23 protein-coding genes and 1 riboswitch (1 of these 24 only partly in view) are annotated in these 26,010 nt (G+C 43.5%); of the genes, 20 read left to right on the forward strand and 3 right to left on the reverse strand.

Translation table 11 applies throughout. From position 1 onward, the window contains the following. From QLQ22_RS01785 to purD, 13 genes are all read left to right on the forward strand, one after another. On the forward strand, positions 1-28 hold the 3' portion of the coding sequence (locus tag QLQ22_RS01785) for an NETI motif-containing protein (RefSeq protein ID WP_223439066.1). 176 nt of this gene lie to the left of the window's left edge; the window shows 28 of its 204 coding nt (coding positions 177-204); its start codon lies off the left edge, out of view; it ends in the stop codon at positions 26-28. 87 nt (positions 29-115) lie between these two features. Then, a riboswitch (purine riboswitch) is annotated at positions 116-217 on the forward strand. Positions 218-334: 117 nt separating this feature from the next. Next, entirely contained in the window at positions 335-823 is a 489-nt protein-coding gene (purE, locus tag QLQ22_RS01790; RefSeq protein WP_223439067.1) for a 5-(carboxyamino)imidazole ribonucleotide mutase, read from the forward strand. Further along, a complete protein-coding gene (gene purK / locus QLQ22_RS01795) occupies positions 810-1,940 on the forward strand; it encodes a 5-(carboxyamino)imidazole ribonucleotide synthase (RefSeq protein ID WP_240549808.1) in 1,131 nt (376 codons plus the stop codon). The genes purE and purK overlap by 14 nt, the downstream gene beginning before the upstream one ends. Before the next feature lie 16 nt (positions 1,941-1,956). Continuing rightward, positions 1,957-3,249 (forward strand): adenylosuccinate lyase, encoded by a 1,293-nt coding sequence (gene purB / locus QLQ22_RS01800; protein ID WP_284015890.1) that lies wholly within the window; start codon positions 1,957-1,959, stop codon positions 3,247-3,249. Between the two features lie 244 nt (positions 3,250-3,493). Further along, positions 3,494-4,219: a phosphoribosylaminoimidazolesuccinocarboxamide synthase gene (gene purC, locus QLQ22_RS01805; RefSeq protein WP_284016728.1), complete on the forward strand. Its 726-nt coding sequence runs from the start codon at positions 3,494-3,496 to the stop codon at positions 4,217-4,219. Further along, the gene (gene purS / locus QLQ22_RS01810; protein WP_284015891.1) at positions 4,207-4,461 is read left to right on the forward strand and encodes a phosphoribosylformylglycinamidine synthase subunit PurS; all 255 of its coding nucleotides are present in this window, start codon (positions 4,207-4,209) and stop codon (positions 4,459-4,461) included. The genes purC and purS overlap by 13 nt, the downstream gene beginning before the upstream one ends. Next, a complete protein-coding gene (gene purQ, locus QLQ22_RS01815; RefSeq protein ID WP_223439070.1) occupies positions 4,458-5,141 on the forward strand; it encodes a phosphoribosylformylglycinamidine synthase subunit PurQ in 684 nt (227 codons plus the stop codon). The genes purS and purQ overlap by 4 nt, the downstream gene beginning before the upstream one ends. Further along, positions 5,125-7,353: a phosphoribosylformylglycinamidine synthase subunit PurL gene (gene purL, locus QLQ22_RS01820; RefSeq protein ID WP_223439071.1), complete on the forward strand. Its 2,229-nt coding sequence runs from the start codon at positions 5,125-5,127 to the stop codon at positions 7,351-7,353. The genes purQ and purL overlap by 17 nt, the downstream gene beginning before the upstream one ends. Then, complete coding sequence (gene purF / locus QLQ22_RS01825) at positions 7,329-8,756, forward strand: amidophosphoribosyltransferase (protein ID WP_223439072.1); 1,428 nt, start codon at positions 7,329-7,331, stop codon at positions 8,754-8,756. The genes purL and purF overlap by 25 nt, the downstream gene beginning before the upstream one ends. An 18-nt stretch (positions 8,757-8,774) precedes the next feature. Continuing rightward, positions 8,775-9,815: a phosphoribosylformylglycinamidine cyclo-ligase gene (purM, locus tag QLQ22_RS01830; RefSeq protein ID WP_223439073.1), complete on the forward strand. Its 1,041-nt coding sequence runs from the start codon at positions 8,775-8,777 to the stop codon at positions 9,813-9,815. After that, positions 9,812-10,393, forward strand: coding sequence for a phosphoribosylglycinamide formyltransferase (gene purN, locus QLQ22_RS01835; protein WP_223439074.1), 582 nt, complete (start codon positions 9,812-9,814; stop codon positions 10,391-10,393). The genes purM and purN overlap by 4 nt, the downstream gene beginning before the upstream one ends. A 3-nt stretch (positions 10,394-10,396) precedes the next feature. Next, positions 10,397-11,935 (forward strand): bifunctional phosphoribosylaminoimidazolecarboxamide formyltransferase/IMP cyclohydrolase, encoded by a 1,539-nt coding sequence (purH, locus tag QLQ22_RS01840; RefSeq protein ID WP_252207922.1) that lies wholly within the window; start codon positions 10,397-10,399, stop codon positions 11,933-11,935. 21 nt (positions 11,936-11,956) lie between these two features. After that, complete coding sequence (purD, locus tag QLQ22_RS01845; protein ID WP_223439076.1) at positions 11,957-13,225, forward strand: phosphoribosylamine--glycine ligase; 1,269 nt, start codon at positions 11,957-11,959, stop codon at positions 13,223-13,225. On the opposite strand, the gene QLQ22_RS25000 is transcribed toward purD, so the two are convergent. Both QLQ22_RS25000 and QLQ22_RS01850 read right to left on the reverse strand, forming a co-directional pair. Next, positions 13,206-13,307: an EYxxD motif small membrane protein gene (locus tag QLQ22_RS25000; protein WP_338037007.1), complete on the reverse strand. Its 102-nt coding sequence runs from the start codon at positions 13,305-13,307 to the stop codon at positions 13,206-13,208. The two genes, purD and QLQ22_RS25000, sit on opposite strands and share 20 nt — an antisense overlap. Before the next feature lie 415 nt (positions 13,308-13,722). Beyond that, positions 13,723-13,965 (reverse strand): YgaP family membrane protein, encoded by a 243-nt coding sequence (locus tag QLQ22_RS01850; RefSeq protein ID WP_223439077.1) that lies wholly within the window; start codon positions 13,963-13,965, stop codon positions 13,723-13,725. 101 nt (positions 13,966-14,066) lie between these two features. On the opposite strand from QLQ22_RS01850, the gene QLQ22_RS01855 reads away from it, so the two are divergent. The 3 genes from QLQ22_RS01855 to QLQ22_RS01865 are packed head-to-tail and all read left to right on the forward strand — an operon-like array spanning position 14,067 to position 17,202. Next, entirely contained in the window at positions 14,067-15,806 is a 1,740-nt protein-coding gene (locus tag QLQ22_RS01855) for an adenine deaminase C-terminal domain-containing protein (protein WP_223439078.1), read from the forward strand. A 29-nt stretch (positions 15,807-15,835) separates the two neighbouring features. Then, a complete protein-coding gene (locus tag QLQ22_RS01860) occupies positions 15,836-16,870 on the forward strand; it encodes a DUF3048 domain-containing protein (RefSeq protein ID WP_223439079.1) in 1,035 nt (344 codons plus the stop codon). A gap of 23 nt (positions 16,871-16,893) precedes the next feature. Next, positions 16,894-17,202: a YerC/YecD family TrpR-related protein gene (locus tag QLQ22_RS01865; protein ID WP_070879478.1), complete on the forward strand. Its 309-nt coding sequence runs from the start codon at positions 16,894-16,896 to the stop codon at positions 17,200-17,202. 371 nt (positions 17,203-17,573) lie between these two features. Here the strand turns inward: QLQ22_RS01865 and QLQ22_RS01870 are convergent, their stop codons facing one another. Next, positions 17,574-18,563 carry a DUF3231 family protein gene (locus QLQ22_RS01870; RefSeq protein ID WP_223439080.1) on the reverse strand — a complete coding sequence of 330 codons (990 nt, stop codon included), beginning with the start codon at positions 18,561-18,563 and terminating at the stop codon, positions 17,574-17,576. Positions 18,564-18,745: 182 nt separating this feature from the next. On the opposite strand from QLQ22_RS01870, the gene pcrB reads away from it, so the two are divergent. The 4 genes from pcrB to QLQ22_RS01890 all read left to right on the forward strand — a co-directional run bounded on the left by pcrB (position 18,746) and on the right by QLQ22_RS01890 (position 25,100). Next, the gene (pcrB, locus tag QLQ22_RS01875) at positions 18,746-19,432 is read left to right on the forward strand and encodes a heptaprenylglyceryl phosphate synthase (RefSeq protein WP_252207926.1); all 687 of its coding nucleotides are present in this window, start codon (positions 18,746-18,748) and stop codon (positions 19,430-19,432) included. A gap of 256 nt (positions 19,433-19,688) precedes the next feature. After that, positions 19,689-21,857, forward strand: coding sequence for a DNA helicase PcrA (gene pcrA / locus QLQ22_RS01880; protein WP_423246250.1), 2,169 nt, complete (start codon positions 19,689-19,691; stop codon positions 21,855-21,857). 27 nt (positions 21,858-21,884) lie between these two features. Further along, positions 21,885-23,894 carry an NAD-dependent DNA ligase LigA gene (gene ligA / locus QLQ22_RS01885; RefSeq protein ID WP_284015894.1) on the forward strand — a complete coding sequence of 670 codons (2,010 nt, stop codon included), beginning with the start codon at positions 21,885-21,887 and terminating at the stop codon, positions 23,892-23,894. 15 nt (positions 23,895-23,909) lie between these two features. Next, positions 23,910-25,100 (forward strand): CamS family sex pheromone protein, encoded by a 1,191-nt coding sequence (locus QLQ22_RS01890; RefSeq protein ID WP_423246221.1) that lies wholly within the window; start codon positions 23,910-23,912, stop codon positions 25,098-25,100. The last annotated feature ends 910 nt before the right edge of the window (positions 25,101-26,010 follow it).

The following is a 26,010-nucleotide window of genomic DNA, read 5'->3' on the forward strand; positions in this document are numbered from 1 at the left end:
GATTGTTTTTGAAGGGAAATTGATCTAAATACGAACATTTTTATCGTGATAGGGATTATTGTTCGATTTTGCGTTGACAACTTCTCAAGTGTGCTGTTATGATAAACATGGATATAAAAACGAATGTATTTTACCTCATATAAAGTCGGGAATATGGCCCGAAAGTTTCTACCCGATAACCGTAAATTATTGGACTATGAGGGAAAGTAATTTTCAGCCTGTCATGGAACGGCTTGATTTTAACATGTTCTGATGCCCGGTTTGTATTGCTTTCTCTTATAGAGAAGCGATGCATGCTGGGCTTTTTTTATGGATAAAAAAGGTGGGATATAGAATGGAAGCAGCGGTTGGGATTATAATGGGAAGCACGTCTGATTGGGAAACAATGAAGCATGCGTGCGGTATTTTAGATGAGCTGCAGGTGTCTTACGAGAAAAAAGTCGTCTCGGCGCATCGTACACCTGATTATATGTTTGAATACGCAGAAGATGCTAGAAATAGAGGGTTAAAGGTCATTATTGCAGGAGCCGGCGGTGCCGCGCATTTGCCTGGCATGGTAGCAGCGAAGACAACGCTCCCTGTTATCGGAGTGCCTGTTCAGTCAAAAGCGCTGAATGGCATGGACTCCCTGCTTTCGATTGTTCAAATGCCTGGAGGCGTTCCGGTTGCAACAGTTGCGATCGGAAAAGCTGGTGCGGTAAACGCGGGGCTGCTTGCTGCACAAATTTTATCGATTACAAACCAAGAGATCGCAGAAGCACTGGAAACAAGACGCGAACAAACGAGAAAAAACGTTCTGGAAAGCAGTGATGAGCTTGTCTAACAAAACAATATTGCCAGGATCCACGATTGGGATTATCGGCGGCGGACAGCTTGGCAGAATGATGACGGTGGCTGCGAAAAGCATGGGATATGATGTGGCAGTTTTAGATCCTGCACCGAACTCACCATGCGGACAGCTTGCAGACTATGAAATTACCGCTTCTTATAATGATTTATCAGCGATAAAGAAGCTTGCTGAACTTAGTGATGTGATAACCTACGAGTTTGAAAACATAGATTACGAGGCTTTGAAGTGGATTGAAGAGAATGCCTTCCTTCCTCAAGGTTCTGTGCTTCTCTCTTTAACTCAAGATCGTGAGACAGAGAAAAAGGCGATTACAGACGCGGGCTGCAAAGTTGCAGACTACAGGATTGTTAAAACGGAAGAAGAGCTTTCCTCTGCTGTAAGCGAACTTCAGTATCCATGTGTTTTGAAAACATGCAGAGGTGGCTACGATGGTAAAGGGCAGGCTGTGGTCAGGCAGGAAAGCGATATACCTGCTGCCCGAGACCTATTAAAAAACGGTACATGTATTCTGGAAAAATGGGTGTCTTTTGAAAAAGAGATCTCGGTGATTGCTGCCAGAAACTCTGATGGAGAGATCAGCTTCTTCCCTATTGCAGAAAATATTCACGTAAACAATATTCTTCATCAAAGCATTGTGCCTGCAAGGATACAGGAAGAGGTTGCCGAAGAAGCAAGAAGACAGGCAGATAAGCTTGCAAAAGCGTTTAGCCTGGTCGGTACCCTGGCCGTTGAAATGTTTGTGACGATAGATGGAGAAGTATTTATAAATGAGCTTGCTCCAAGGCCGCACAATTCCGGTCATTACACAATTGATCTTTGCGAGACGGATCAGTTTGAGCAGCACGTCAGAGCCGTATGCAATCTGCCGCTCGGGAAACCAGCGCTGCTGCATCCTGGACTGATGGTCAACGTTTTAGGCGAACATATGCCGCTTGTTTTAAATAATCTTTCGTTATTCCGCGAAGGTAAGATATACTTGTACGGTAAAAAAGAGGCGAAGCACAAACGGAAAATGGGGCACGTCACTTTTTTAACAGAAGCAATCGAACAGACAGTAACACAGATCAACAAACTATGGGGTCAACAATAGAACGGAGGATTTAACGATGATTGAACGCTACACAAGACCTGAAATGGGTGCTATTTGGACAGAAGAAAACCGTTTTAAAGCTTGGCTTGAGGTTGAAATTCTTGCATGTGAGGCATGGGCTGAGCTAGGGCATATCCCAAAGGAAGACGTAAAGCTGCTTCGCCAAAACGCATCATTTGATATTAACCGCATCAAGGAAATTGAAGAAGAAACACGCCACGACGTTGTTGCTTTTACTAGAGCTGTTTCTGAAACGCTTGGAGAAGAAAGAAAATGGGTGCATTACGGCTTAACTTCAACGGATGTAGTTGACACAGCCCTTTCTTATCTTTTGAAGCAGGCTAACGATATTCTTTTAAAAGACATCGAAAACTTTGTTGAAATCTTAAAAAACAAGGCGATGGAACACAAATACACCGTTATGATGGGCCGTACACATGGTGTACATGCTGAGCCTACGACGTTTGGACTTAAGCTTGGATTATGGTACGAAGAAATGAAACGCAACTTAGAGCGCTTCAAGCGTTCAGCAGAAGGCATTGAATTTGGAAAAATGTCCGGCGCAGTGGGTACTTATGCAAACATCGATCCTTTTGTTGAAGCATATGTGTGTGAAAAGTTAGGCTTGCAGGCAGCTCCAATCTCTACACAGACATTGCAGCGTGACCGTCACGCAGATTATATGAGCACACTTGCATTAATCGCAACTTCAATTGAAAAATTCGCAACAGAGGTTCGCGGTCTTCAAAAGAGTGAAACACGCGAGGTTGAGGAATTCTTCGCAAAAGGTCAAAAAGGATCTTCTGCTATGCCTCACAAACGCAACCCGATCGGTTCTGAAAACATGACAGGTCTTGCAAGAGTCATCCGCGGCTATATGATGACAGCTTACGAAAATGTGCCGCTGTGGCATGAGCGCGACATCTCACACTCATCTGCAGAAAGGATTATTCTGCCGGATGCAACTATTGCTTTGAACTACATGCTGAACCGCTTCAGCAACATCGTGAAGAACTTGACGGTTTTCCCTGAAAACATGAAGCGCAACATGGACCGCACTCTTGGACTTATCTACTCACAGCGCGTTCTTCTTGCACTGATTGATTCAGGTATGACACGCGAGCAGGCTTACGATATCGTGCAGCCAAAAGCAATGGAAGCATGGGAAAAACAAGTGCCATTCCGCAGCCTTGTAGAAGCGGATGGAACGATCACAGACCGTCTATCAAGTGAACTCATTGATGACTGCTTTGATTACAACTACCACTTAAAAGGTGTAGATACAATATTTGAACGCTTAGGTCTTTAAGCGGAATCTTAAAAAACAAAGAGGTAAATATATTATTTGCCTCTTTTTTAAGAAGCGAAGCAGGGTCTTGCACTTCGGTGTCCGGCTCCATCGCCCAGCTCCTCGGCCAGAATGGCTTCGCCAGTAAAGGCAAAAAAAGCGCCTTTTCTGTCGGATCCTTATCTGTCATGCATGAGCTAACCGGGCGATTCCGCACTTCTAAAGTTCCCAATATTCTGTCGTTACTAGGAGGATTTTCATGACTATTCAAAAGTTGAACCTGCTTTATGAAGGCAAGGCGAAGCAAATTTACCGCACGAATGAAGATGCTGTTTTGCTGGTTTCATATAAAAACTCTGCAACAGCGTTTAATGGTGAGAAGAAAGCCGAAATCGAAGGAAAAGGCCGTTTAAATAATGAAATCTCGACGCTGCTGTTTGAAAAACTCGCCGAGAACGGCATTGAGAGTCATTTCATTAAAAGACTTTCCCAAACGGAGCAGCTTGTAAAAGAGGTTTCGATTGTGCCGCTTGAGGTCGTTGTCCGGAACATCATGGCAGGAAGTCTTTCAAAGCGACTTGGAATAGAGGAAGGAACACCGCTTAAAACTCCAATTGTAGAATTCTATTATAAAAATGATGATTTAGGTGATCCTCTGATTACAGAAGATCACATTGAACTCCTTGAAGCTGCAACGAAAGAGCAGGTGCAGCAGCTGAAGGAAGCGGCTTTAAAAGTGAATCAAGTCTTGATCAGCCACTTTAAAAACTGCGGCATCCGTTTGGTCGACTTCAAATTGGAATTTGGTTTAACAAAGAATGGCACACTGCTTTTAGCGGATGAGATTTCGCCTGATACGTGCCGGTTATGGGATGAAAAAACGAATGAGAAGTTTGATAAAGATGTTTTCCGCCGTGATATCGGCAGCTTAACAGATGCATACTCAGAAATTTTAAATCGTTTAGGAGGAGAAACAGCATGTACAAAGTAAAGGTATTCGTTACACTCAGAGAAAGCGTTCTTGATCCACAGGGAAGCGCGGTACAGCACGCATTGCACAGCATGAACTACAAAGAGGTTAACGATGTTCGAATCGGAAAGTACATGGAGCTTACGATTGCAAAGACTGAGCGTGACCTGGACACGACGGTTCGTGAAATGTGCGAAAAGCTGCTTGCAAACACGGTCATTGAAGATTACCGCTATGAGGTGGAGGAGGTTGTCGCACAGTGAAATTCGCCGTCATCGTTTTTCCGGGATCAAACTGTGATATCGATATGTTCCACGCTATCAAGGATGAGCTTGGGGAAGAAGCAGAGTACGTTTGGCATGATGAAACAGATCTAAGCCGTTTTGACGGCATTCTTCTTCCGGGAGGATTTTCATACGGGGACTATCTTCGCTCTGGCGCCATCGCGCGTTTTGCAAATGTTATGAAGGAAGTTGTCAAAGCTGCTGAAGAAGGCAAGCCGGTTCTTGGTGTATGCAACGGGTTTCAAATTTTACTTGAAGCAGGCTTATTGCCGGGTGCAATGAAGCGCAATGAAAACTTGAAATTCATGTGCCGTCCGACAAATCTTATTGTTCAAAATGAGAAAACAATGTTCACTTCTGCCTATGAAAAAGAGCAGGTCATCTCTGTTCCGATCGCGCATGGTGAAGGAAACTACTATTGTGATGAGCTGACTTTAGAAAGATTAAGAGAAAACAATCAAATCGTCTTCACATATGAAAACAATCCAAATGGAAGTTTGGAAGATATCGCAGGAATCGTAAATGAGCGCGGAAATGTTCTTGGAATGATGCCTCATCCTGAACGTGCAGTTGATGCACTGCTTGGAAGCGCGGATGGACTGAACCTATTTAAATCGATCGTGAAAAACTGGAGGGAATCTCATGTCACTACTGCTTGAACCAACACAGCAAATGATTAAAGAAGAGAAAATCTACCGTCAAATGGGCGTTAGTGATGATGAGTTTTCAATGATTGAAAAGATTATGGGACGCTTGCCGAATTATACAGAGCTAGGTATTTTCTCTGTCATGTGGTCGGAGCATTGCAGCTATAAAAATTCCAAGCCTGTTTTAAAGAAGTTCCCGACTACCGGCGAGCATGTTCTTCAAGGACCTGGTGAAGGTGCTGGGATCGTTGATATTGGAGACGAGCAGGCAGTTGTGTTTAAAATCGAAAGCCACAATCACCCTTCTGCGATAGAACCTTATCAAGGTGCAGCAACAGGCGTAGGCGGAATCATCCGTGATGTCTTTTCAATGGGAGCGCGTCCTATCGCTCTATTAAACTCTTTGCGCTTCGGGGAATTAACATCTCCACGCGTCCGTTATTTGTTTGAAGAAGTTGTTGCAGGTATTGCCGGCTACGGAAACTGCATCGGTATTCCAACTGTTGGAGGAGAGATCCAGTTTGATCCTTCTTATGATGGAAATCCGCTTGTAAATGCGATGTGTGTCGGGTTAATCAACCATGAAGATATTAAAAAAGGTGTGGCAAAAGGAATTGGCAATACCGTGATGTATGTTGGCGCTAAAACAGGCCGCGACGGCATTCACGGCGCTACATTTGCATCAGAGGAACTGACAGATGCATCAGATGAAAAACGCCCTGCTGTACAAGTAGGAGATCCGTTTATGGAAAAGCTTTTGCTTGAAGCTTGTCTAGAGGTTATAAAATGCGATGCTCTTGTTGGCATTCAGGACATGGGAGCAGCAGGACTTACAAGCTCGACTGCTGAAATGGCGAGCAAAGCGGGTTCAGGCATCGAGATGAATTTAGATTTAGTACCTCAGCGAGAAGCAGGAATGACACCTTATGAAATGATGCTCTCTGAATCACAGGAGCGTATGGTATTAGTCGTTGAACGAGGCCGTGAAAAAGAAATCACCGACATTTTTGACAAATATGAGCTTGAAGCAAAAGCAATCGGGGTTGTAACAGATGATAAAATGCTCCGACTTCTCCATAATGGCGAGGTAGTTGTAGAAATTCCGGTAGATGCACTTGCTGAAGAAGCACCGGTCTACCATAAGCCTTCTGCAGAGCCGGCTTATTATAAAGAGTTTCAGGAGATGGAAGCGAGCACGCCTGAAGCAAGTGACTTGAAGGAAACTCTAGTAAACCTTTTAAAACAGCCTACAATTGCCAGCAAAGAATGGGTTTATGATCAATATGACTACATGGTCCGCACAAATACGGTTGTAGCACCTGGCTCAGACGCAGCTGTTCTCCGTATTCGCGATACAAATAAAGCACTTGCGATGACAACAGACTGCAACTCAAGATATCTTTACCTCGATCCTGAGGTTGGCGGAATGATTGCCGTTGCAGAGGCAGCACGCAATATCGTCTGTTCAGGCGGAAGACCGCTGGCTGTGACAGACTGCCTGAACTTTGGAAATCCTGAGAAGCCAGAGATTTTCTGGCAAATCGAAAAAGCAGCCGATGGAATGAGTGAAGCGTGCCGTGTGCTGAATTCACCGGTTATTGGCGGAAACGTATCGCTTTATAATGAAACAAACGGTACAGCTGTTTATCCGACACCTGTAATTGGGATGGTTGGTTTAATTGAAGATACAAAATACATCACAACACAATCCTTCAAAGCTGCAGGCGACCTGATCTACTTGATCGGCGAAACGAAAAATGAATTTGGCGGCAGTGAGCTGCAAAAAATGGTTCACGGCAAGATATTCGGCAAAGCACCTGAAATGGATCTTGGAGTTGAAGCAGAGCGTCAGGCACAATTATCTGCAGCCATCCGCGCAGGATTAGTATCCTCTGCACATGACGTAGCTGAAGGCGGCTTGGCAGTAGCAGCTGCAGAAAGCACATTCGGTACAAACGGACTTGGCGCAAGTATCACAGTAAATGGCGAAGCAGTTGCTGCGCTGTTCAGTGAAACGCAGTCCCGTTTTATCGTGACAGTAAAGCCTGAACACCAAACAGCTTTTGAAGAATTGACAGATGGTGCGTTAATCGGAAGCGTAACAGAAGATGCAGCATTCACTGTGAAAAACGAAACAGGCGAAATTTTAATTAAATCGAAGGTCAACGAGCTTGAAACAGCTTGGAGAGGAGCGATTCCATGCTTGCTGAAATCAGAGGATTAAATGAAGAGTGCGGAGTGTTTGGTATTTGGGGACACTCCGAATCTCCGCAAATCACATATTACGGCTTGCATAGTCTGCAGCACCGCGGGCAAGAGGGTGCTGGAATTGTCTCGACTGACGGGAAGAAGCTGACTTGTGTAAAAGGCCAGGGCCTGATCACAGAAGTATTCAGCGGAGGCCGTTTGAATGATATTAAAGGAAAAGGAGCCATCGGCCACGTTCGCTATGCGACGGCTGGGGGAGGCGGATTTGAAAATGTTCAGCCGCTTCTTTTCCGTTCTGAAAGCGGCGGCCTGGCTCTTGCTCATAATGGTAACTTAGTAAATGCAAATGGCCTTAAGCATCAGCTTGAAAATCAGGGAAGTATTTTTCAGTCAACATCAGATACAGAAGTACTTGCTCACTTAATTAAGAGAAGCGGATACTCCTCAATGAAGGATAAAATTAAAAATGCGCTGACGATGATCAAAGGAGCTTATGCCTTTTTAATCATGACGGAAACGGAAATGATGGTGGCGCTTGATCCGAACGGTCTTCGCCCATTATCTATCGGCATGCTTGGAGACTCTTATGTTGTCGCATCTGAAACATGTGCTTTTGACATTATCGGTGCCGAATATCTGCGTGAGGTTGAGCCCGGAGAGCTTTTAATCATCAATGATGAAGGACTTCAATCAGAGCGCTTTTCAATGAACGTTAACCGAGCGATCTGCAGCATGGAATACATTTATTTTTCAAGACCTGACAGCAACATCGACGGCATCAATGTTCATACAGCACGCAAAAACCTCGGAAAACGCATGGCAATTGAAGCGCCATTTGAAGCAGATGTTGTCACAGGTGTGCCGGATTCAAGTATTTCAGCAGCGATTGGGTATGCAGAAGCATCAGGTATTCCTTATGAACTTGGATTAATCAAAAACCGTTATGTCGGCAGAACGTTCATCCAGCCTTCTCAGTCTCTCAGAGAGCAAGGTGTAAAAATGAAGCTGTCTGCAGTAAGAGGCGTTGTTGAAGGTAAACGCGTTGTCATGGTTGATGACTCCATCGTGCGCGGTACTACGAGCCGCAGAATCGTCAACATGCTGAGAGATGCGGGAGCAACGGAAGTGCATGTCTGCATTACGTCACCTCCGATCAGCAATCCGTGCTTCTACGGAATTGATACATCATCAACAGAAGAGTTGATTGCAGCAAGCCATTCAGTGGAAGAAATCCGCGAAATTATTGGTGCTGACACGCTGACTTTCTTAAGTGTGGAAGGGCTGCTTGAAGGAATTGGACGCCCTTATGAAGGAGAGCGCCGCGGACAATGTTTAGCTTGTTTTACTGGTAAATATCCGACAGAAATTTATCCGGATACAGAATTGCCGCATGAAAAGGAAGAAGTGCTGACGAAATAAGACCGGGGGGAATGTGTGATGTCAAACGCATACAAGCAGGCAGGCGTTGATATAGAAGCAGGCTATGAAGCCGTTTCGCGAATGAAAAAGCATGTAGCTAAAACAATGAGAAAAGGCGTCATGGGAAGCCTCGGCGGATTTGGCGGCATGTTCGATCTTTCAGAGCTGAATTACAAACAGCCGGTCCTCGTATCAGGTACAGATGGTGTAGGCACAAAGCTTAAGCTTGCATTCCTGATGGATCAGCATGATACGATCGGGATAGATGCAGTTGCGATGTGTGTAAATGATATTCTTGCACAGGGAGCAGAGCCATTATTCTTCCTCGACTATTTGGCGCTTGGAAAAGCAGAGCCTGTTAAGATCGAGCAGATCGTCAAAGGTGTCGCAGACGGCTGTGAGCAGTCAGGCTGTGCTTTGGTTGGCGGAGAAACAGCCGAAATGCCTGGTTTATATGACGGGGACGAATATGATATCGCAGGCTTTGCTGTTGGCGCTGTTGAAAAAGAAGAGATTGTCACAGGAGAGAATATCCGTGCAGGTCATGTATTAATCGGACTTTCCTCAAGCGGTTTGCACAGCAATGGCTTCTCATTGGTACGCAAAATTTTGCTTGAAGATAACGGTCTTTCATTAAAAGAGAAAGTTGAACCGCTTCAGCACTCGCTTGGAGAGGAATTGCTCCGTCCGACAAAGATTTATGTGAAGCCTGTATTAGAAGTTTTGAAAAAGTATAAGGTAGATGGCATGGCCCACATTACGGGCGGCGGATTTATAGAAAACATCCCGAGAATGCTCCCTGAAGGATTAGGGGCTGAAATCGATTACGGCTCATGGCCGATTCCTCCTGTCTTTGATTTGCTTCAGGAAAAAGGGACGCTCAGCCAGGAAGAAATGTTTAACATCTTTAACATGGGCATCGGATTTGTATTAGCGGTTGATTATAAGCAGATGCACAATGTCATCAATGAGATTGAAAAGCATGGAGAGAAGGCTTATATTATCGGACGCGTGAAGGATGGCCAGGGCGTCACATTTGGCGGAGGCTCTCTCACATGATGAAAATAGCGGTATTTGCTTCTGGAACGGGCTCAAATTTTCAGGCTATCATAGATGAAGTGAAGAGCGGAAGACTGGCAGCGGAAATTGCGCTTCTTGTTTGCGACAGACCGGGAGCAAAAGTCGCTGAACGCGCTGAAAAAGAAAACATCCCTGTCTTTCAGTTTTCACCGAAGGAATTTAAAAATAAGGAAGCATTTGAAACCATCATCCTAAATCAATTGAAGCAGTATAACGTTTCTTATGTAGTGCTCGCAGGATATATGAGGCTGATTGGAGATACCCTGCTCACTGCTTTTCCTGAGAATATCATCAATCTGCATCCTTCTTTGCTGCCGTCGTTTCCAGGCAAGGATGCGATCGGCCAGGCTTTTGACGCAGGAGTGAAAGTAACAGGGATTACGATTCACTTTGTAGATGCAGGCATGGATACTGGCCCGATTATTGCTCAAAAGGCGCTTGAAGTAGAAGAGTCTGACACTTTAGAAACGTTATCTGCAAAGATTCATAAGCTCGAGCACACATACTATCCGCACGTACTAAATACCCTTTTCCAAAAAAGAGAGCTAGAGGTGTAAAGAATGACAATCAAACGCGCACTTGTAAGTGTTTCAAATAAAGATGGCATCATTCCATTTGTAACAGAGCTTGTGGAACAAGGAATCGAAGTCATTTCAACAGGCGGAACGAAAAGCCTGCTTCAGCAAAACGGCGTCAAAGTAACAGGGATCTCAGAAGTAACTGGATTTCCTGAAATCATGGACGGCAGAGTGAAAACCCTGCATCCGAATATTCACGGCGGTCTGCTTGCTGTCCGCAGCAATCCGGATCACATGAAACAGCTTGAAGAAAACAGCATTTTGCCGATCGATCTTGTTGTCGTAAATCTTTACCCATTTAAAGAAACGATCTCAAAGCAGGACGTCACGTTTGATGATGCGATCGAAAACATCGATATCGGCGGACCGACCATGCTTCGTTCAGCGGCAAAAAATCACCAGGATGTTGCGGTTGTCGTTGATCCTGCTGACTACGCTGAAGTTCTGGAGCAGATCAAGAGCGGGAAGGAAGTTACGATTGCAACGAAGCAAAAGCTTGCTGCAAAAGTGTTCCGCCATACGGCTTCATATGACGCGCTTATCGCAGAATATTTAACGAATGCTGTAGGCGAAGAAGACCCTGAGACAGTGACTTATACATTTGAGAAAAAACAATCGCTTCGCTACGGGGAAAACCCTCACCAAAAAGCTACTTTTTACAAAAAGCCATTAGCAAGCAATGTTTCGATTGCAGAAGCGGAGCAGGTTCACGGCAAAGAGCTTTCTTACAACAACATTAAAGATGCAGATGCAGCTCTTCAAATCGTAAGAGAATTTAAGCAGCCTGCAGCTGTGGCTGTAAAACACATGAATCCATGCGGAGTCGGAACAGGCGAAACGATTTTTGAAGCATTCACGCGTGCATATGAAGCAGATCCAACTTCGATTTTCGGCGGAATCATCGCTTTAAATCATGAAGTGGATAAAGAAACAGCTCATAAATTACATGAAATCTTCCTGGAGATTGTCATTGCTCCTTCTTTCGATAAAGAAGCATTAGAGATTTTGACTTCTAAGAAAAACTTAAGACTTCTTACATTAGATGTGTTAGGTGCTGAAAAACAGGATCAGCAAATCACTTCGATTCACGGAGGTCTGCTTGTTCAGGATGAAGATACGCTTTCTTTTGATGATGCGAAAATCACAATCCCTACAAAGCGTGAACCAACTGAACAGGAGTGGGAAGACTTAAAGCTTGCATGGAAAGTCGTAAAACATGTGAAATCAAATGCAATCGTTCTTACGAAAAATCAGATGACAGTCGGTGTTGGTGCGGGTCAGATGAACCGTGTCGGTGCGGCGAAGATTGCGATTGAACAGGCAGGAGCTCATGCTGAAGGAAGTGCAATGGGATCTGATGCATTTTTCCCAATGAACGACACAGTTGAAGCAGCTGCAAAAGCAGGCGTAACAGCCATTATTCAGCCTGGCGGATCCATTAAGGATGAGGATTCCATCCAAAAAGCAGATGAATACGGCATTACGATGGTATTTACAGGAGTTAGACACTTTAAACATTAAACTAGTGAGGAGCTGGTAACGATGAACATTCTAATCATTGGCCGCGGAGGCCGTGAACATGCAATCGCCTGGAAGGCATCACAGAGTAAGCTTGCTGAGAAAGTGTTTGTTGCTCCAGGAAACGATGGAATGAGCAGCGTTGCCGAGCTTATTGCAATCGATGAGCAGAATACAGAGGAGCTTGTTGCTTTTGCAAAAGAAAATAAGGTAGGGCTAACAATCGTAGGACCTGAGGTTCCGCTCCTGAATGGCGTTGTCAATGCGTTTCAAGAAGCGGGACTGAAGGTTTTCGGGCCAACAAAGGAAGCTGCCCTGATTGAAGGCAGCAAGAAGTTCGCCAAGGAATTAATGATGAAAAATAACATTCCGACAGGAGCGTATCAATCGTTTACTTCTTTTGAAGAAGCGGAGAAATACGTCCTTGAACAAGGAGCTCCAATCGTCATAAAAGCGGATGGACTTGCTGCAGGAAAAGGGGTAACCGTCGCTATGACAGTAGAGGAAGCAATCGACTGTCTGCGTGATTTTCTTGAAGATGCCAAATTCGGCGAGGCAAGCAGCTCGGTTGTCATTGAAGAATTTTTAGATGGCGAGGAATTTTCATTAATGGCCTTTGTTCACGGTGATGCTGTCTATCCAATGGTGATCGCGCAGGATCATAAACGGGCATACGATCATGATGAAGGTCCTAATACCGGCGGAATGGGTGCTTACTCTCCGGTTCCTCAAATTTCAGATGCAGTTGTGCAGGAAGCTGTTGAAACAGTGTTAAAGCCGGCAGCTGAAGGCATGATTGCAAATGGAACTCCATTTACGGGGATTTTATATGCAGGATTGATCTTAACGAAGCAAGGTCCAAAAGTGATTGAATTTAATGCGCGCTTTGGCGATCCTGAAACACAGGTTGTTCTGCCGCGCTTAGAATCAGACTTGATTGAAACATTGCTTGCTATTTTAGATGGCAAAAAAGCAGAGCTTAAATGGCGCAAGGAAGCTGTAATGGGAGTTGTCCTTGCTTCAAACGGCTACCCGAATGAGTATAAAAAAGGCGAAGCGATCGGTACGCTTCGTTCAAGCTTTGAACAAGGTGCCCTTTTCCACGCAGGGACGAAGAAAAGCGGGGAAGAATTTGTAACGGATGGCGGACGGGTTTTAGCTGTTATTGCATACGGCAGCGATTTGCTCGAAGCACAGACTCAAGTGTATGAATATGTATCTGAAGTAGCATCGCCTGCTCTATTTTACCGCAAGGACATCGGCGCCAAAGCGACTAAACACGTTTTTTCTTAACATAGACAAACATTAAGGCAACAATACTGCCGATAAGCAAAGCAAGCAGGAATGTCATATCGGTTAAATATTCCATGATCATGATGTTCACCCCTTAGCAGACTCTCCTGATGGCAGGAGAGTCTTTTTTTATGGCGGCCGGGCACGTGGCTTCGGCTAAAAAAGCGTTTGTTTTAGCTAATAAAATCGATATTTCGTTATTAGACAAAACAATTGCTTAAGATTCTAAAATACGGCTCAAATCCAAAAATGGACTTGGCTAAATAAATCTCTAAAGCGGCTAGAAAAATCCGCAAACCGGCTAAATAAAGGTGGATTTTCGCTAGTTATAGGAAGATTTCGGCTAAATGATGACTACCTTCTTGATTCGGGTATGGCATTAAGTACCTTAAACAACGCTGTCAGAACGGATCAAGACAGTAAAGGCAAATAGCGCCTTTTCTGTCGGATCCTTTTCTGCCATGCCCCGAGCTAAACGGGCGATTCCGCTTTTCTGGTCATGACGGATTATAAGTCTTATCCTCAAACTCTAAATCCTCTTTCCTGCATTCCTTATACATATACACCATCGGGCAGAATCTTAGAATGCCCTCTCCAACTTTCATTGCACCAAGCAGCATCATGAGCAGAAGAGAATCCTTCCACGGTTTTTTCGAATATTTTGCAGAAGCCCATGATAGTAAAAACAGTCCAATTGTAATTCGGATCAGTCCGTTTATAATGCCGATGTTCGGTTTCACTAATAAGTTCCTCCTCATTTTTGAAAATACAGTAAATCTTTACTGCGTTAAACGGTTACATATGTTAACATATAAGGTATGAAATATAGGGAGGGTCTGAAATGCCCAAGTTGCATGCACAATGGAAAGTCCGGCAGATCAGGCATCACATACAAGCGGCCTCAGGGCATAAGCCTCCAGCTCTTGTATTAAAAAATGGGATGTACTTGAATTCTTATCTGAAACGATGGATCAAAGCCAACATCTGGATTTCAGATGACCGGATTGTTTATATTGGAGATAAGCTTCCTGCCGGCGGGCAATCGGAAATCGCCGATTGCGAAGATCGTTTTATTGTACCGGGTTATATTGAACCTCATGCTCACCCATTTCAACTTTATAATCCCCATTCTTTTGGGAAGTATGTGTCACAGTACGGTACAACGACACTTATATGCGACAATTTATTTTTGCTTTTTCAGTCCGATAAAAAGAAAGCGCTTACTTTAATTCATGAATTAAATCAGCTTCCTTTGCAGTATTATTGGTGGAGCCGTTTTGATCTTCAGACTGAAGTTCCCAATGAACATGAATATTTATCTCTCGATTTTATGAAAAAATGGATGGAAAATGAATATGTTATTCAAGGCGGAGAATTAACAGGGTGGCCTAAGCTGCTTTCGGATGATGATTTGATGCTGTCCTGGATGGTTGAGATGAAAATGAAAGGAAAGCGGATCGAAGGACATTTTCCCGGAGCATCGGCAAACACTCTGAATAAAATGAAATTATTCGGGGCCGACTGCGATCACGAAGCGATGACAGGAGATGATGTTTTAGAGCGGTTAATGCTCGGCTATACTGTTTCACTCAGACATTCCTCGATCCGGCCTGATTTGCCGCAGCTGCTTGATGGCATCCGTGAAAAAGAGATTCGCCACTACGAACATTTCTTTTTCACTACCGACGGGGCAACGCCGCATTTTTATAAAAACGGAATGATGGATTCCATGATCAAAATGGCCATTGAGCGGGATATTCCGGCAATTGATGCTTATCATATGGCAAGCTTTAATCCTGCCAAATATTACCGCATGGAAGATGTAACAGGCGTTGTAGCTTCAGGGCGTTTGGCTAACCTGAATATTTTGGAATCAGCCGAAAATCCATCCCCTGTTGCTGTGCTTTCAAAGGGAAAGTGGCTGAGAAAAGACGGCTTGCCGACTGAATGCTTTGGAGATCTAAATTGGCAAAAAGCCGGGTTCGGAAAACTGAAGATCGAATGGTCCTTGTCCTATGATGACCTTCAGTTTTCAATGCCGCTAGGCCTTCAAATGAAGAATGATGTGATTATGGAACCGTACAGCATCACCATCGACAATTCATTTGACGAGCTGGGCAGCCATCATGATGAGTGCTTTCTTGCTTTGATTGATAAGAAAGGCAAATGGCGCATCAGCACAATGCTCAAGGGCTTTGCCGCATCGCTCGGCGGTCTGGCAAGTTCTTATTCAACAACAGGCGATATTATTTTGATTGGGAAAAGCAAGCATGATATGATCACAGCATTTAATAGGATGAAGGAGCTTGGAGGCGGAATTGTCCTTGCAGAAAAGGGGAAAGTTGTGCATGAAATACCCCTTGAACTTTGCGGCGGAGCATCAGCTGAAGAGTTTAGTTTAGTTGTTCAACAAGAGGAAAGATTTAAGCACCTGCTGAAAGAGAGAGGATATACACAAGGGGATCCGGTTTATTCCCTTTTTTTCCTATCATCCACCCATTTGCCGTATATAAGGATTACTCCAGTCGGCATCTATGATGTGCTTAAAAAAATAATACTCTTTCCATCGATAATGCGTTAAAATATAAAAGTAAGCAGAAGGTGTCAATCATGAAAAACAACATGAAGAATATACAACGGCTGTTCATGGCCTTGCTCCTGCTCGCCATGTGTACGGCTTGTAACAAAGAAGAAGAGAGCAGCCCCCAAAAAACGGATGATGTAAAAGAGGAAGAAACATCTGCTCCTAGTGAAGAGCGAAACATCTATCCATTAACAGGTCTGCGCTCTGATGAAAAAGAAGGACAGCGTGCCTTTGCAGTGATGATCAACAATCATCCGGCAGCCCGTCCGCAGTCTGGACTTCAACAGGCTGATATTGTATACGAGGTTTTATCGGAAGGGAACATTACCAGGTTCCTGGCTATTTATCAAAGCAATCAGCCAGCAGCAATCGGTCCTGTCAGAAGCGCAAGAGAATATTATGTTGACTTAAGCACCGGCTATGATGCCGTCTTTATTAGCCACGGCTGGAGTCCGCAGGCTAAAGAAACTCTTGAAAATGGAAAACTTGACTATTTGAATGGCTTGTTTTATGACGGCACACTCTTTTGGAGAGCTGACTTCAGAAAAGCGCCGCACAATTCTTATATTTCAGCTGAAAATATTAAAGAAGGTGCAGAGCTTAACAGAATTGACCTGCAGAAGCAGCCAAAACCGCTGCCATTTGCTGACACAAAAGAAACTCCTAAAGGTGATTCAGGTTTAGAAGCTATTGTCCGCTACGATCAGTCAGATGTGTGGAATTCAGAATATAAATACGACAAACAAACAGAGAAATACTTACGATATAGCAACAACGAACAAACGAAAGACCTGGAAACAGGAGAAGCCATTGCAGTTAATAATTTATTTATCGCTGAAATGAAGCATCAAACGATTGACGACTATGGAAGAAGAGCGATTGACTTAACATCCGGAGGCAAAGGAATCCTGCTGCAAAAAGGCGTCAGCCGCCAGGTGGAATGGCGCAATATTGACGGAAGAATCCTCCCTTACTTAAACGGAAAACCGATCGGATTTGTACCGGGAAAGACCTGGATTAACATAGTGCCTGCTCTAGAAAATCACGTTTCACTCCACTAATTTTCATAAAAGGAGAATTTAAGATGCAAATTGAAAAATTACGGGGAAAAGAACTCGACCAACTATTTGAATCTGTTTTATCACTAAAAAACCTTGAAGAATGCTATCGGTTCTTCGATGATCTGTGCACAGTGAACGAAATCCAGTCACTTGCCCAGCGTTTAGAAGTGGCACGCATGCTGCGCGAAGGTTTTACCTATCACAAAATTGAAACAGAAACAGGTGCCAGCACGGCAACCATTTCACGCGTAAAACGCTGCCTGAACTATGGCAACGACGCCTACACAATGGCGCTTGAACGCATTCAAACGCAGGAAACAAAGGAGTCTTGATTTGACGGGATTCGATTAGAAATGAATACGAAATAATAAAAGGATAAAATCACAATGATTTTATCCTTTTATTATTTCGTTAAGGCACTTCACCGTTTTTGTTGCCAATGTGAAATTGAGAATATTCCGCGCTTATGTTAAAGATGGCATTCTGAAAAATGAATTGAATCTAGAAGAAGTCTCATTAACCAGAAATGCTGTCCGAATAACGATTTCAAGGAAAATTGAGAGTAAGCTTACAAGAATATTCAAAATGAATCCCTCCACATTGCAGGATCGTGTTAAATGAACGAACACATTGCATATTATTTATCTGATGATAAAACTTATTCTTCATATATGATGAGATGCGGTGCCTGCTTATTCGTCATTCAAGTCCTGTTTCCCATTTGAGGCGGTTCTTCCATCCAGCCATTTTTAATCATAATTTTTATTCCTTCATTGGCGTAGACGTAAATATCTTTTCCTATCAATGCTGTTTTCATGGATATATCATTTCTTAAACTGAAAATGGAACCAAAACTGCTTCCTACAAGCCCAAACCCATTAAGAAGATAAATACAGAACATCATTAGCTTTTCAGAAAATGGAGGGATTGTCGAATCAGTTACTGTACTCCCTGAAGAAGCTGAGAACTGAACATTGCTTTCTAGGAGAATTTCTTCGAAAGTTTTTATTTGTTTCTTGGCAAGTTCTTTTCCTTTTACAAAATATTGTCTAACTTCTTTGTTTTTAGCACATTGTGCAAAACCGGTTACAAGCTGCATGCCAATATGATTTGTTTCGATTCCGTGATGGAGATTGCCTATTTCAATGTCGTTTAAAGCCCGATTTTCACCAAAGAAACGAAATCCGTTCAAATAGTTTTTACTTTTTATAAATTCCGTTGATTTCGGCATGGTCACTTTTGGCGGCAGAGTAAGAATGCCATTATTAAGTAAATAATGGGTAGCCAGTTTATAAACCTTTTGCGTAGTAGTCGTTAATCCTTCATAAATGGTCATTACATCTTCACGGTATGCCATATTCATGTTAAGGGTGTACATACCCATGCTGATTTCTTTTAAAATACGAAGAAACATAATATCAAATCCATTGTCGTAAAGCTTTGGAGCTTCTAAGTTTACATCTTCTTTAGTAAATCCATTAGGAATGACTACACCTTCCTGTTCAAAAATGTCTTCGATTTTGATTACATAATGATTGAGTTCCTGCCATAAACCTCCCATAATATTTAAGGCTTGCTGATCATCAGCTTTTTCCATGAAATATTCTAATATTCTAAGAATCAGTGTTTTTTCCTGGTAGGTTAGCCACAGTGTACCGAGCTCAGATGAGCAAATAGGATTTTTTCCATTCAATGTTTTTTCCTCCGTTTTTTTAAATTATTATCTTCAAAATAGTTTTGAATTATGAATTAAGCCACTTTTAAAACGAACTCGTGAACAGATTGTCAAAACCTTCATAGCACCTGTGCGTTTTTTGCAGGACGTTAATTTGATATAATGTTTCAGGTGGAACCCGATTGTTAGGAGGAAAGACCATGTATGAAGTTGCCGAGTGGAAACATGTGTTCAAACTCGATCCAGATAAAGAAATAAGCGATGAAAATCTAGAAATAATATGCGAATCAGGAACAGATGCGATCATTGTCGGCGGAAGCGACAATGTGACGATGGATAATGTGTTAAACTTAATGTCCCGAATCAGAAGATATCTTGTTCCATGTGTGCTTGAGGTTTCAGAAATTGAGTCGATCATACCGGGATTTGACTTGTATTTTATCCCGTCCGTTATGAACAGCATGAATACGAAGTGGGTAATGGGACTGCATCACGAGGCTGTGAAAGAATACGGTGAGATCATGAGCTGGGATGAGCTGATTGTTGAAGGCTATTGTATTTTAAATGGTGACTGCAAAGCGGCAAAACTGACAGAGGCGAATACGGAGTTATCAGCAGATGATGTCATGGCGTATGCACGCATGGCAGAAAAAATGTTCCATATGCCAATCTTTTATCTAGAATACAGCGGAACTTACGGAGACGTAAATGTAGTACAGGCTGCAAGCTCTGTCTTATCCTCTACCAAACTATTTTACGGCGGAGGCATTGAAACGCCAGAACAGGCAGCTGAAATGGCTGAATTTGCAGATGTTGTGGTTGTCGGCAATGTTATCTATGATGATTTTCAATCCGCTTTGAAAACAGTAAAAGCAGTAAAACCTTGAGAAGAAGAAATAAAGTTTAGCGCATTTATGTCTAGCTCCATCGCCCAGCTCCTCGGCCAGAACAAATCCGCAGGAAAAGTCAAACCCGGACTTTTCTGCCGGATTCTTATCTGCCTTTCGGAGCTAAACGGGCGCTTCCGCTTTTCGTAATTGCATTTAACTCAGGATATGAGATAAAATAAGAACATACGTTTGATAAGGTGGTGCCCGGAACGTGCAATTTTTAACAGATCAATTATTGAATGGTTTAAACGATATGCAGAAAGAAGCGGTCAAGGCAACAGATGGACCGCTCTTAATAATGGCCGGAGCAGGAAGCGGCAAGACGAGTGTGCTCACAAGAAGAATTGCTTACTTAATGGTTGAAAAAGGCGTAGCGCCATGGAACATCCTTGCGATTACGTTTACAAATAAAGCGGCGCGTGAAATGAAAGAAAGAATCGGAAAACTGCTTGGACCAGGTGCAGATGATATTTGGATCTCGACCTTTCACTCCATGTGTGTCCGTATCTTAAGAAGAGATATCGACCGGATCGGAATCAGCAGAAACTTCTCGATTCTTGATACGACAGACCAGCTTTCTGTCATAAAATCCATTCTGAAAGAACGCAATATCGATCCGAAGAAGTTTGACCCGCGAAGCATTTTAGGCAGCATCAGCGGAGCGAAAAATGAACTGATCACTCCTGATGAGTTCGAAAAGACAGCAGGCGGCATGTACGAGCAGGTCGCAAGCGATGTTTACAAGGATTATCAAAAGAAGCTGCTGAAAAACCAGTCGCTTGATTTTGATGATTTGATCATGACAACGATTCAGCTTTTTCAGCGTGTTCCTGAAGTGCTTGAGTTTTACCAGCGCAAATTTCAATTTATCCACGTGGATGAGTATCAGGATACGAATAAAGCGCAGTACTTATTGGTTAAAATGCTTGCATCACGTTTCCAAAATCTATGTGTTGTCGGTGATTCCGATCAGTCTATTTATCGCTGGCGCGGTGCGGATATCGCGAACATTCTCTCCTTTGAGAAGGATTACCCGACTGCGAGCGTGATTTTGCTTGAGCAGAATTACCGTTCCACACAGCGTATCCTGGAAGCGGCAAACGGAGTTATTAAAAACAACATGAACCGCAAAGCGAAAAATCTCTGGACGCAAAATGATGAAGGACAGAAAATCAACTATTACCGCGCTGACAGTGAATCAGCCGAAGGGCAGTTCGTAGCGGGAAAAATCAATCAGCTTGTTTCTTCAGAAGGTAGAAAGCTATCTGATTTTGCGATTCTCTACCGCACCAATGCACAGTCCCGTGTTATTGAGGAAATTCTGCTCAAATCAAATATCAATTACACCATTGTCGGCGGGATTAAGTTCTACGACAGAAAAGAAATTAAAGATATCCTTGCATACTTAAGATTGATTGCCAATCCAGATGATGATATCAGCTTGGCGCGTGTTATTAACACACCTAAGCGCGGTGTAGGCGCCACATCAGTCGATAAGATTGCTCAGTATGCGCTTGATAATGACTTATCTCTGTTCGGTGCAATTGAGCAAATCGAATTTGCAGGCGTAAGCGGGCGTGTAGTCAGTGCGATGGTGGATTTCCGAGAGCTTGTCCGCAACCTTGCGAACATGCAGGATTACTTGTCTGTCACTGAGCTTGCTGAAGAAGTGATTGAAAAGACAGGATATCGCGAAATGCTGAAAACCGAAAAAACAATTGAAGCACAAAGCCGTCTTGAGAATATTGATGAGTTCTTATCTGTTACGCAAAACTTCGAGAAAAATAGTGAAGATAAAAGCCTGGTAGCCTTTTTAACCGATTTGGCTTTAGTTGCGGATATTGATAAATTAGATGAAGATGAGGAAGCCTCTAAAGAAGCCGTCGTGCTAATGACTCTTCACTCTGCAAAAGGACTAGAGTTTCCGGTTGTCTTCTTAATGGGTGTCGAGGAAGGGGTATTCCCCCACAGCCGTTCACTTATGGAAGAAGCGGAAATGGAAGAGGAGAGACGTCTTGCTTATGTCGGTATTACCCGCGCTGAAAAAGAGCTGTACATTACGAATGCTAAAATGAGAACTCTTTTCGGACGAACAAGCATGAATCCTGAATCCCGTTTCATATCAGAGATTCCGTCTGAACTGCTGGAGAATTTAAATGAAGTGAAAAAGAGCGCTGCTCCATTTGCTGCGAAAACCCGTCCTGACAGACGGCCACAGGTCAACAGACCGATTGCGGCTTCAACAGGCGGAGACGAAATTGCCTGGTCTGTCGGCAATAAAGCGGAGCATAAAAAATGGGGAATCGGCACAGTTGTCAGTGTAAAAGGCGAAGGAGAAGGCAAAGAACTTGATATTGCATTCCCGAGCCCGGTAGGCATTAAACGACTGCTTGCCAAGTTTGCTCCGATTCAAAAAGTGTAGACGTTACAAGAAAGGAATGGACCCCGGATGGATATGACTGCAGCCAAACAACGCGCAGAAACTCTGCATGAATTATTAAATAAATACAACTATGAATATCACGTTCTTGATAAACCGACTGTGGCTGACTCTGAATATGATCAGCTTCTTCATGAATTAATCGAGATTGAAGAATCGTTTCCTGAATTGAAGACACCTGATTCCCCGACGCAGCGTGTCGGGGGCAATATCCTTGAAGGATTTAAAAAGGTGCAGCATAAGAAACCGATGCTAAGCCTTGGAAATGCCTTCAACGAACAGGATATCAGAGATTTTGACCGCCGTGTGAGACAGGCAGTCGGCGATGATGTTCAGTATATGGTTGAACTGAAAATTGATGGACTTGCTGTGTCTCTCCGCTACGAAAACGGTGCATTCATACAAGGTGCAACCCGCGGCGACGGCACAACAGGCGAAGACATTACCGAAAACTTAAAAACAATCCGGTCCATTCCGCTTAAATTAAAGAAAAACCTTTCAATTGAAGTCCGCGGCGAAGCCTACATGCCAAAAGCATCTTTTGAAAAATTAAATGAAACAAGAATTAGGCTTGAAGAAGAGCCGTTTGCCAACCCTCGCAACGCGGCGGCTGGGTCTCTTCGCCAGCTTGACCCTAAAATTGCGGCGAAACGAAATCTGAATATTTTCGTCTATAGTATTGCAGACCTTGGTGAAGAAACAGGAGCGGCTACTCAAAGTGCCGGACTTGATGCTCTTTGTGAGCTTGGTTTTAAAACGAACACAGAGCGCCGCAGATGCGAATCAATTGACGAAGTGATTACTTTGATTGAATCATTTCAGGAAAAAAGAGCAAATCTGCCTTATGAAATTGACGGCATCGTGATAAAAGTTGATTCGATTGAGCAGCAGGAAGCGCTTGGTTTTACGGCTAAAAGTCCTCGCTGGGCAATTGCCTACAAGTTTCCTGCAGAAGAAGTGATGACGAAGCTTCTTGACATCGAATTAACAGTTGGACGCACTGGTGTCATCACTCCAACTGCCCTTTTGGAGCCTGTACGTGTAGCTGGTACAACGGTGAAACGCGCTTCGCTTCATAATGAAGATTTAATACGTGAAAAAGACATTCGTCTAGGAGACTATGTCGTTATCAAAAAAGCTGGAGACATTATTCCCGAGGTTGTCAATGTCCTGCTTGAGCACCGCACAGGCGATGAGGAAGAGTTCAATATGCCGACCCACTGTCCTGAATGTGAAAGCGAGCTTGTCCGGATCGAAGGCGAGGTTGCGCTCAGATGCATCAATCCGAAGTGCCCGGCTCAGATTCGCGAGGGATTAATTCATTTTGTTTCAAGAAATGCGATGAACATTGATGGACTTGGCGAGCGTGTCATTGCGCAGCTTTTCAAAGAAAACCTGATTAAGGATGTTGCCGATCTATACAAATTGACCCGTGAGCAGCTGCTTGAGCTTGAGCGGATGGGCGAGAAATCAGTGGACAACCTCCTTCAGGCGATCGAAAACTCAAAAGCAAGCTCACTTGAGAGATTGCTGTTCGGACTTGGCATCCGTTTCATCGGAGCGAAGGCGGCCAAGACACTTGCTCAGCATTTTGAGACAATGGAACGATTGCAAACAGCATCAAGAGATGAGATTATTGCGGTTAATGAAATTGGCGATAAGATGGCGGATGCCGTTGTGACGTATTTTGAACAGCCTGAGATGAATGAGCTGATTTCCGAGCTGAAATCATGCGGAGTCAATATGGCATACTTAGGACCGAAGCTTGTTAGAGCAGAGGAATCAGATTCCTTCTTTGCAGGCAAAACGGTTGTTTTGACTGGAAAACTAGAAGAGCTCTCCCGAAATGAAGCAAAAGACCAAATCGAAGCTCTTGGCGGCAAAGTAGCCGGAAGTGTCAGCAAAAAAACAGATTTAGTCGTTGCCGGGGAAGATGCAGGAAGCAAGCTTTCAAAGGCTCAAGAGTTAAACATCGAAATTTGGGATGAGAAGAAACTGCTTGAGGAATTAAAAAAATAAGAGGTGTATTCCGACTTGAAAAAAGTAATGGTAATGCTGCTCGCAGGCTGTCTATTCCTTTCAGCCTGCGCACCCAGCTTTGGTGATCAAGAGGAAATCGTGCGGGAAACAGAAGATGAATCAACCGAAAAAGCGATTATTCCGAAATACAACATTTCAGACTCCTACTATAAAATGATCCTGCCTTTTAAAGAAGGAAAAGCAAGAGGACTTGTCGCTGAAAACATCAATACCCGCTTAGACATCGACGAATTTGAAACGGGACTGATGAGAGTTGCGCAGGACGAATTTTCTCCTGACAATCATCTTTATCAGGAGGGACAGTATCTTGATGAGAAGACCGTTCGGGAGTGGCTTGGCCGCAAACTTGAAGGGGACAAATTGAAAGAAGCGCAAGAGAAAGCAAAAGCGAATGATGAAACCTTCAAAAACGAGGGCCTTAACCCAATTGCAAGCACTGAAGGCGACTATATTCAGCAAAATGAAAATAGCCCAATCTACTTAGCACACATGCTTGAACACAATTACTTAGTCCGCAAAGGCGAAAATACAGTCGAGCTTGGCGGAGTTGTCATTGGCCTTGCTTTAAACTCGGTTCATTACTACCGTGAAGCGGTCGGTGAACCGCAGCGTGAATATGTAATTGATCCGCAGATGCTTGAAGCAGAGGGGAAAAAGATGGCTGAGGAAGTCATTAAACGCGTCCGAAGCCAAAAAGGCCTAGAAAATGTACCAGTTGTCATTGCATTATACAAGCAAGCGCCGAAGTCATCCATTGTACCTGGAAGCTTTATCGCAAGCACAGTAGTAGACGGAGGCAGCAATCAAATCGGCAAATGGGACAGCATTGATGAGGAATACGTCTTTTTCCCATCGCCTCAAGGGACGGAAGACTATCGTGAGGATGCCAATCTTTTTGAACGATTCAAACAGGACATCGACGAGTTTTTCCCTAACTACACAGGCGTTATCGGCAAAGCCTTTTACAAAGGGGAAGAAATGCAAGAATTGAAGATTGATATACCCATGCAATTCTACGGAAAATCAGAAGTCATTGCCTTTACCCAGTTTGTCACAGGTAAAGTGGTCGACTATTTCCCTGATTACGTTTCAGTTGAAGTAAACATCAATTCAACAAGCGGCCAAGAGGCGCTGATCGTGCGTAAACCAGGACAGGAAAAACCGACCGTTCATATTTATCAATAATTTATTAGCCATCTCACATGTGTGGGGTGGCTTTTTTAGAGTTTGTGCTTCCAAAAAATCATAAAGCAAACAAGAATGGCCCCTTTTCTAGCTGCACTAGGGACCCGGCAGATAGAGTGCGAATGATTCCTTTTTACAGGCTTAATCCTGGGTTTGGGTACTCAATGGGTGCGAATGATTCCTATTTACAGTCTCAATCCTGGATTTGGATACTCAATGAGAGCGAATGATTCCCTTTTACAGGCTAAATCTCGGAATTGGATACTCATAGAGAGTGTATGATTCCACTATACAGGCTTAATCCTGGATTTGGATACTCATAGAGAGCGAATGATTCCACTTTACAGGCTTAATCCTGGATTTGGATACTCATAGAGAGCGAATGATTCCTCTATACTAGCTCAATCCTGGATTTGGATACTCATAGAGAGCGAATGATTCCACTTTACAGGCTTAATCCTAGATTTGGATACTCATAGAGAGCGAATGATTCCACTTTACAGGCTTAATCGTGGATTTGGATACTCATAGAAAGCGAATGATTCCCTTTTACAGGCTAAATCTCGGATTTGGATACTCAATGAGAGCGAATGATTCCACTTTACAGTCTCAATCCTGGATTTGGATACTCAATGAGAGCGAATGATTCCCTTTTACAGGCTAAATCTCGGAATTGGATACTCATAGAGAGTGTATGATTCCACTATACAGGCACAATCCTGGTTTTGGATACTCAATGAGAGTGAATGATTCCCTTTTACAGGATAAATCTCGAATTTGGATGCTCATAGAGGGCGTATGATTCCTCTATACAGGCCCAATCCTAGATTTGGATACTCAATGAGAGCGAATGATTCCCCTAAACAGTCTCAATCCTGGATTTGGATACTCAATGAGAGCGAATGATTCC

It is taken from the genome of Metabacillus hrfriensis, from assembly GCF_030127205.1.
Classification (GTDB): Bacteria; Bacillota; Bacilli; order Bacillales; family Bacillaceae; genus Bacillus_P; species Bacillus_P dongyingensis.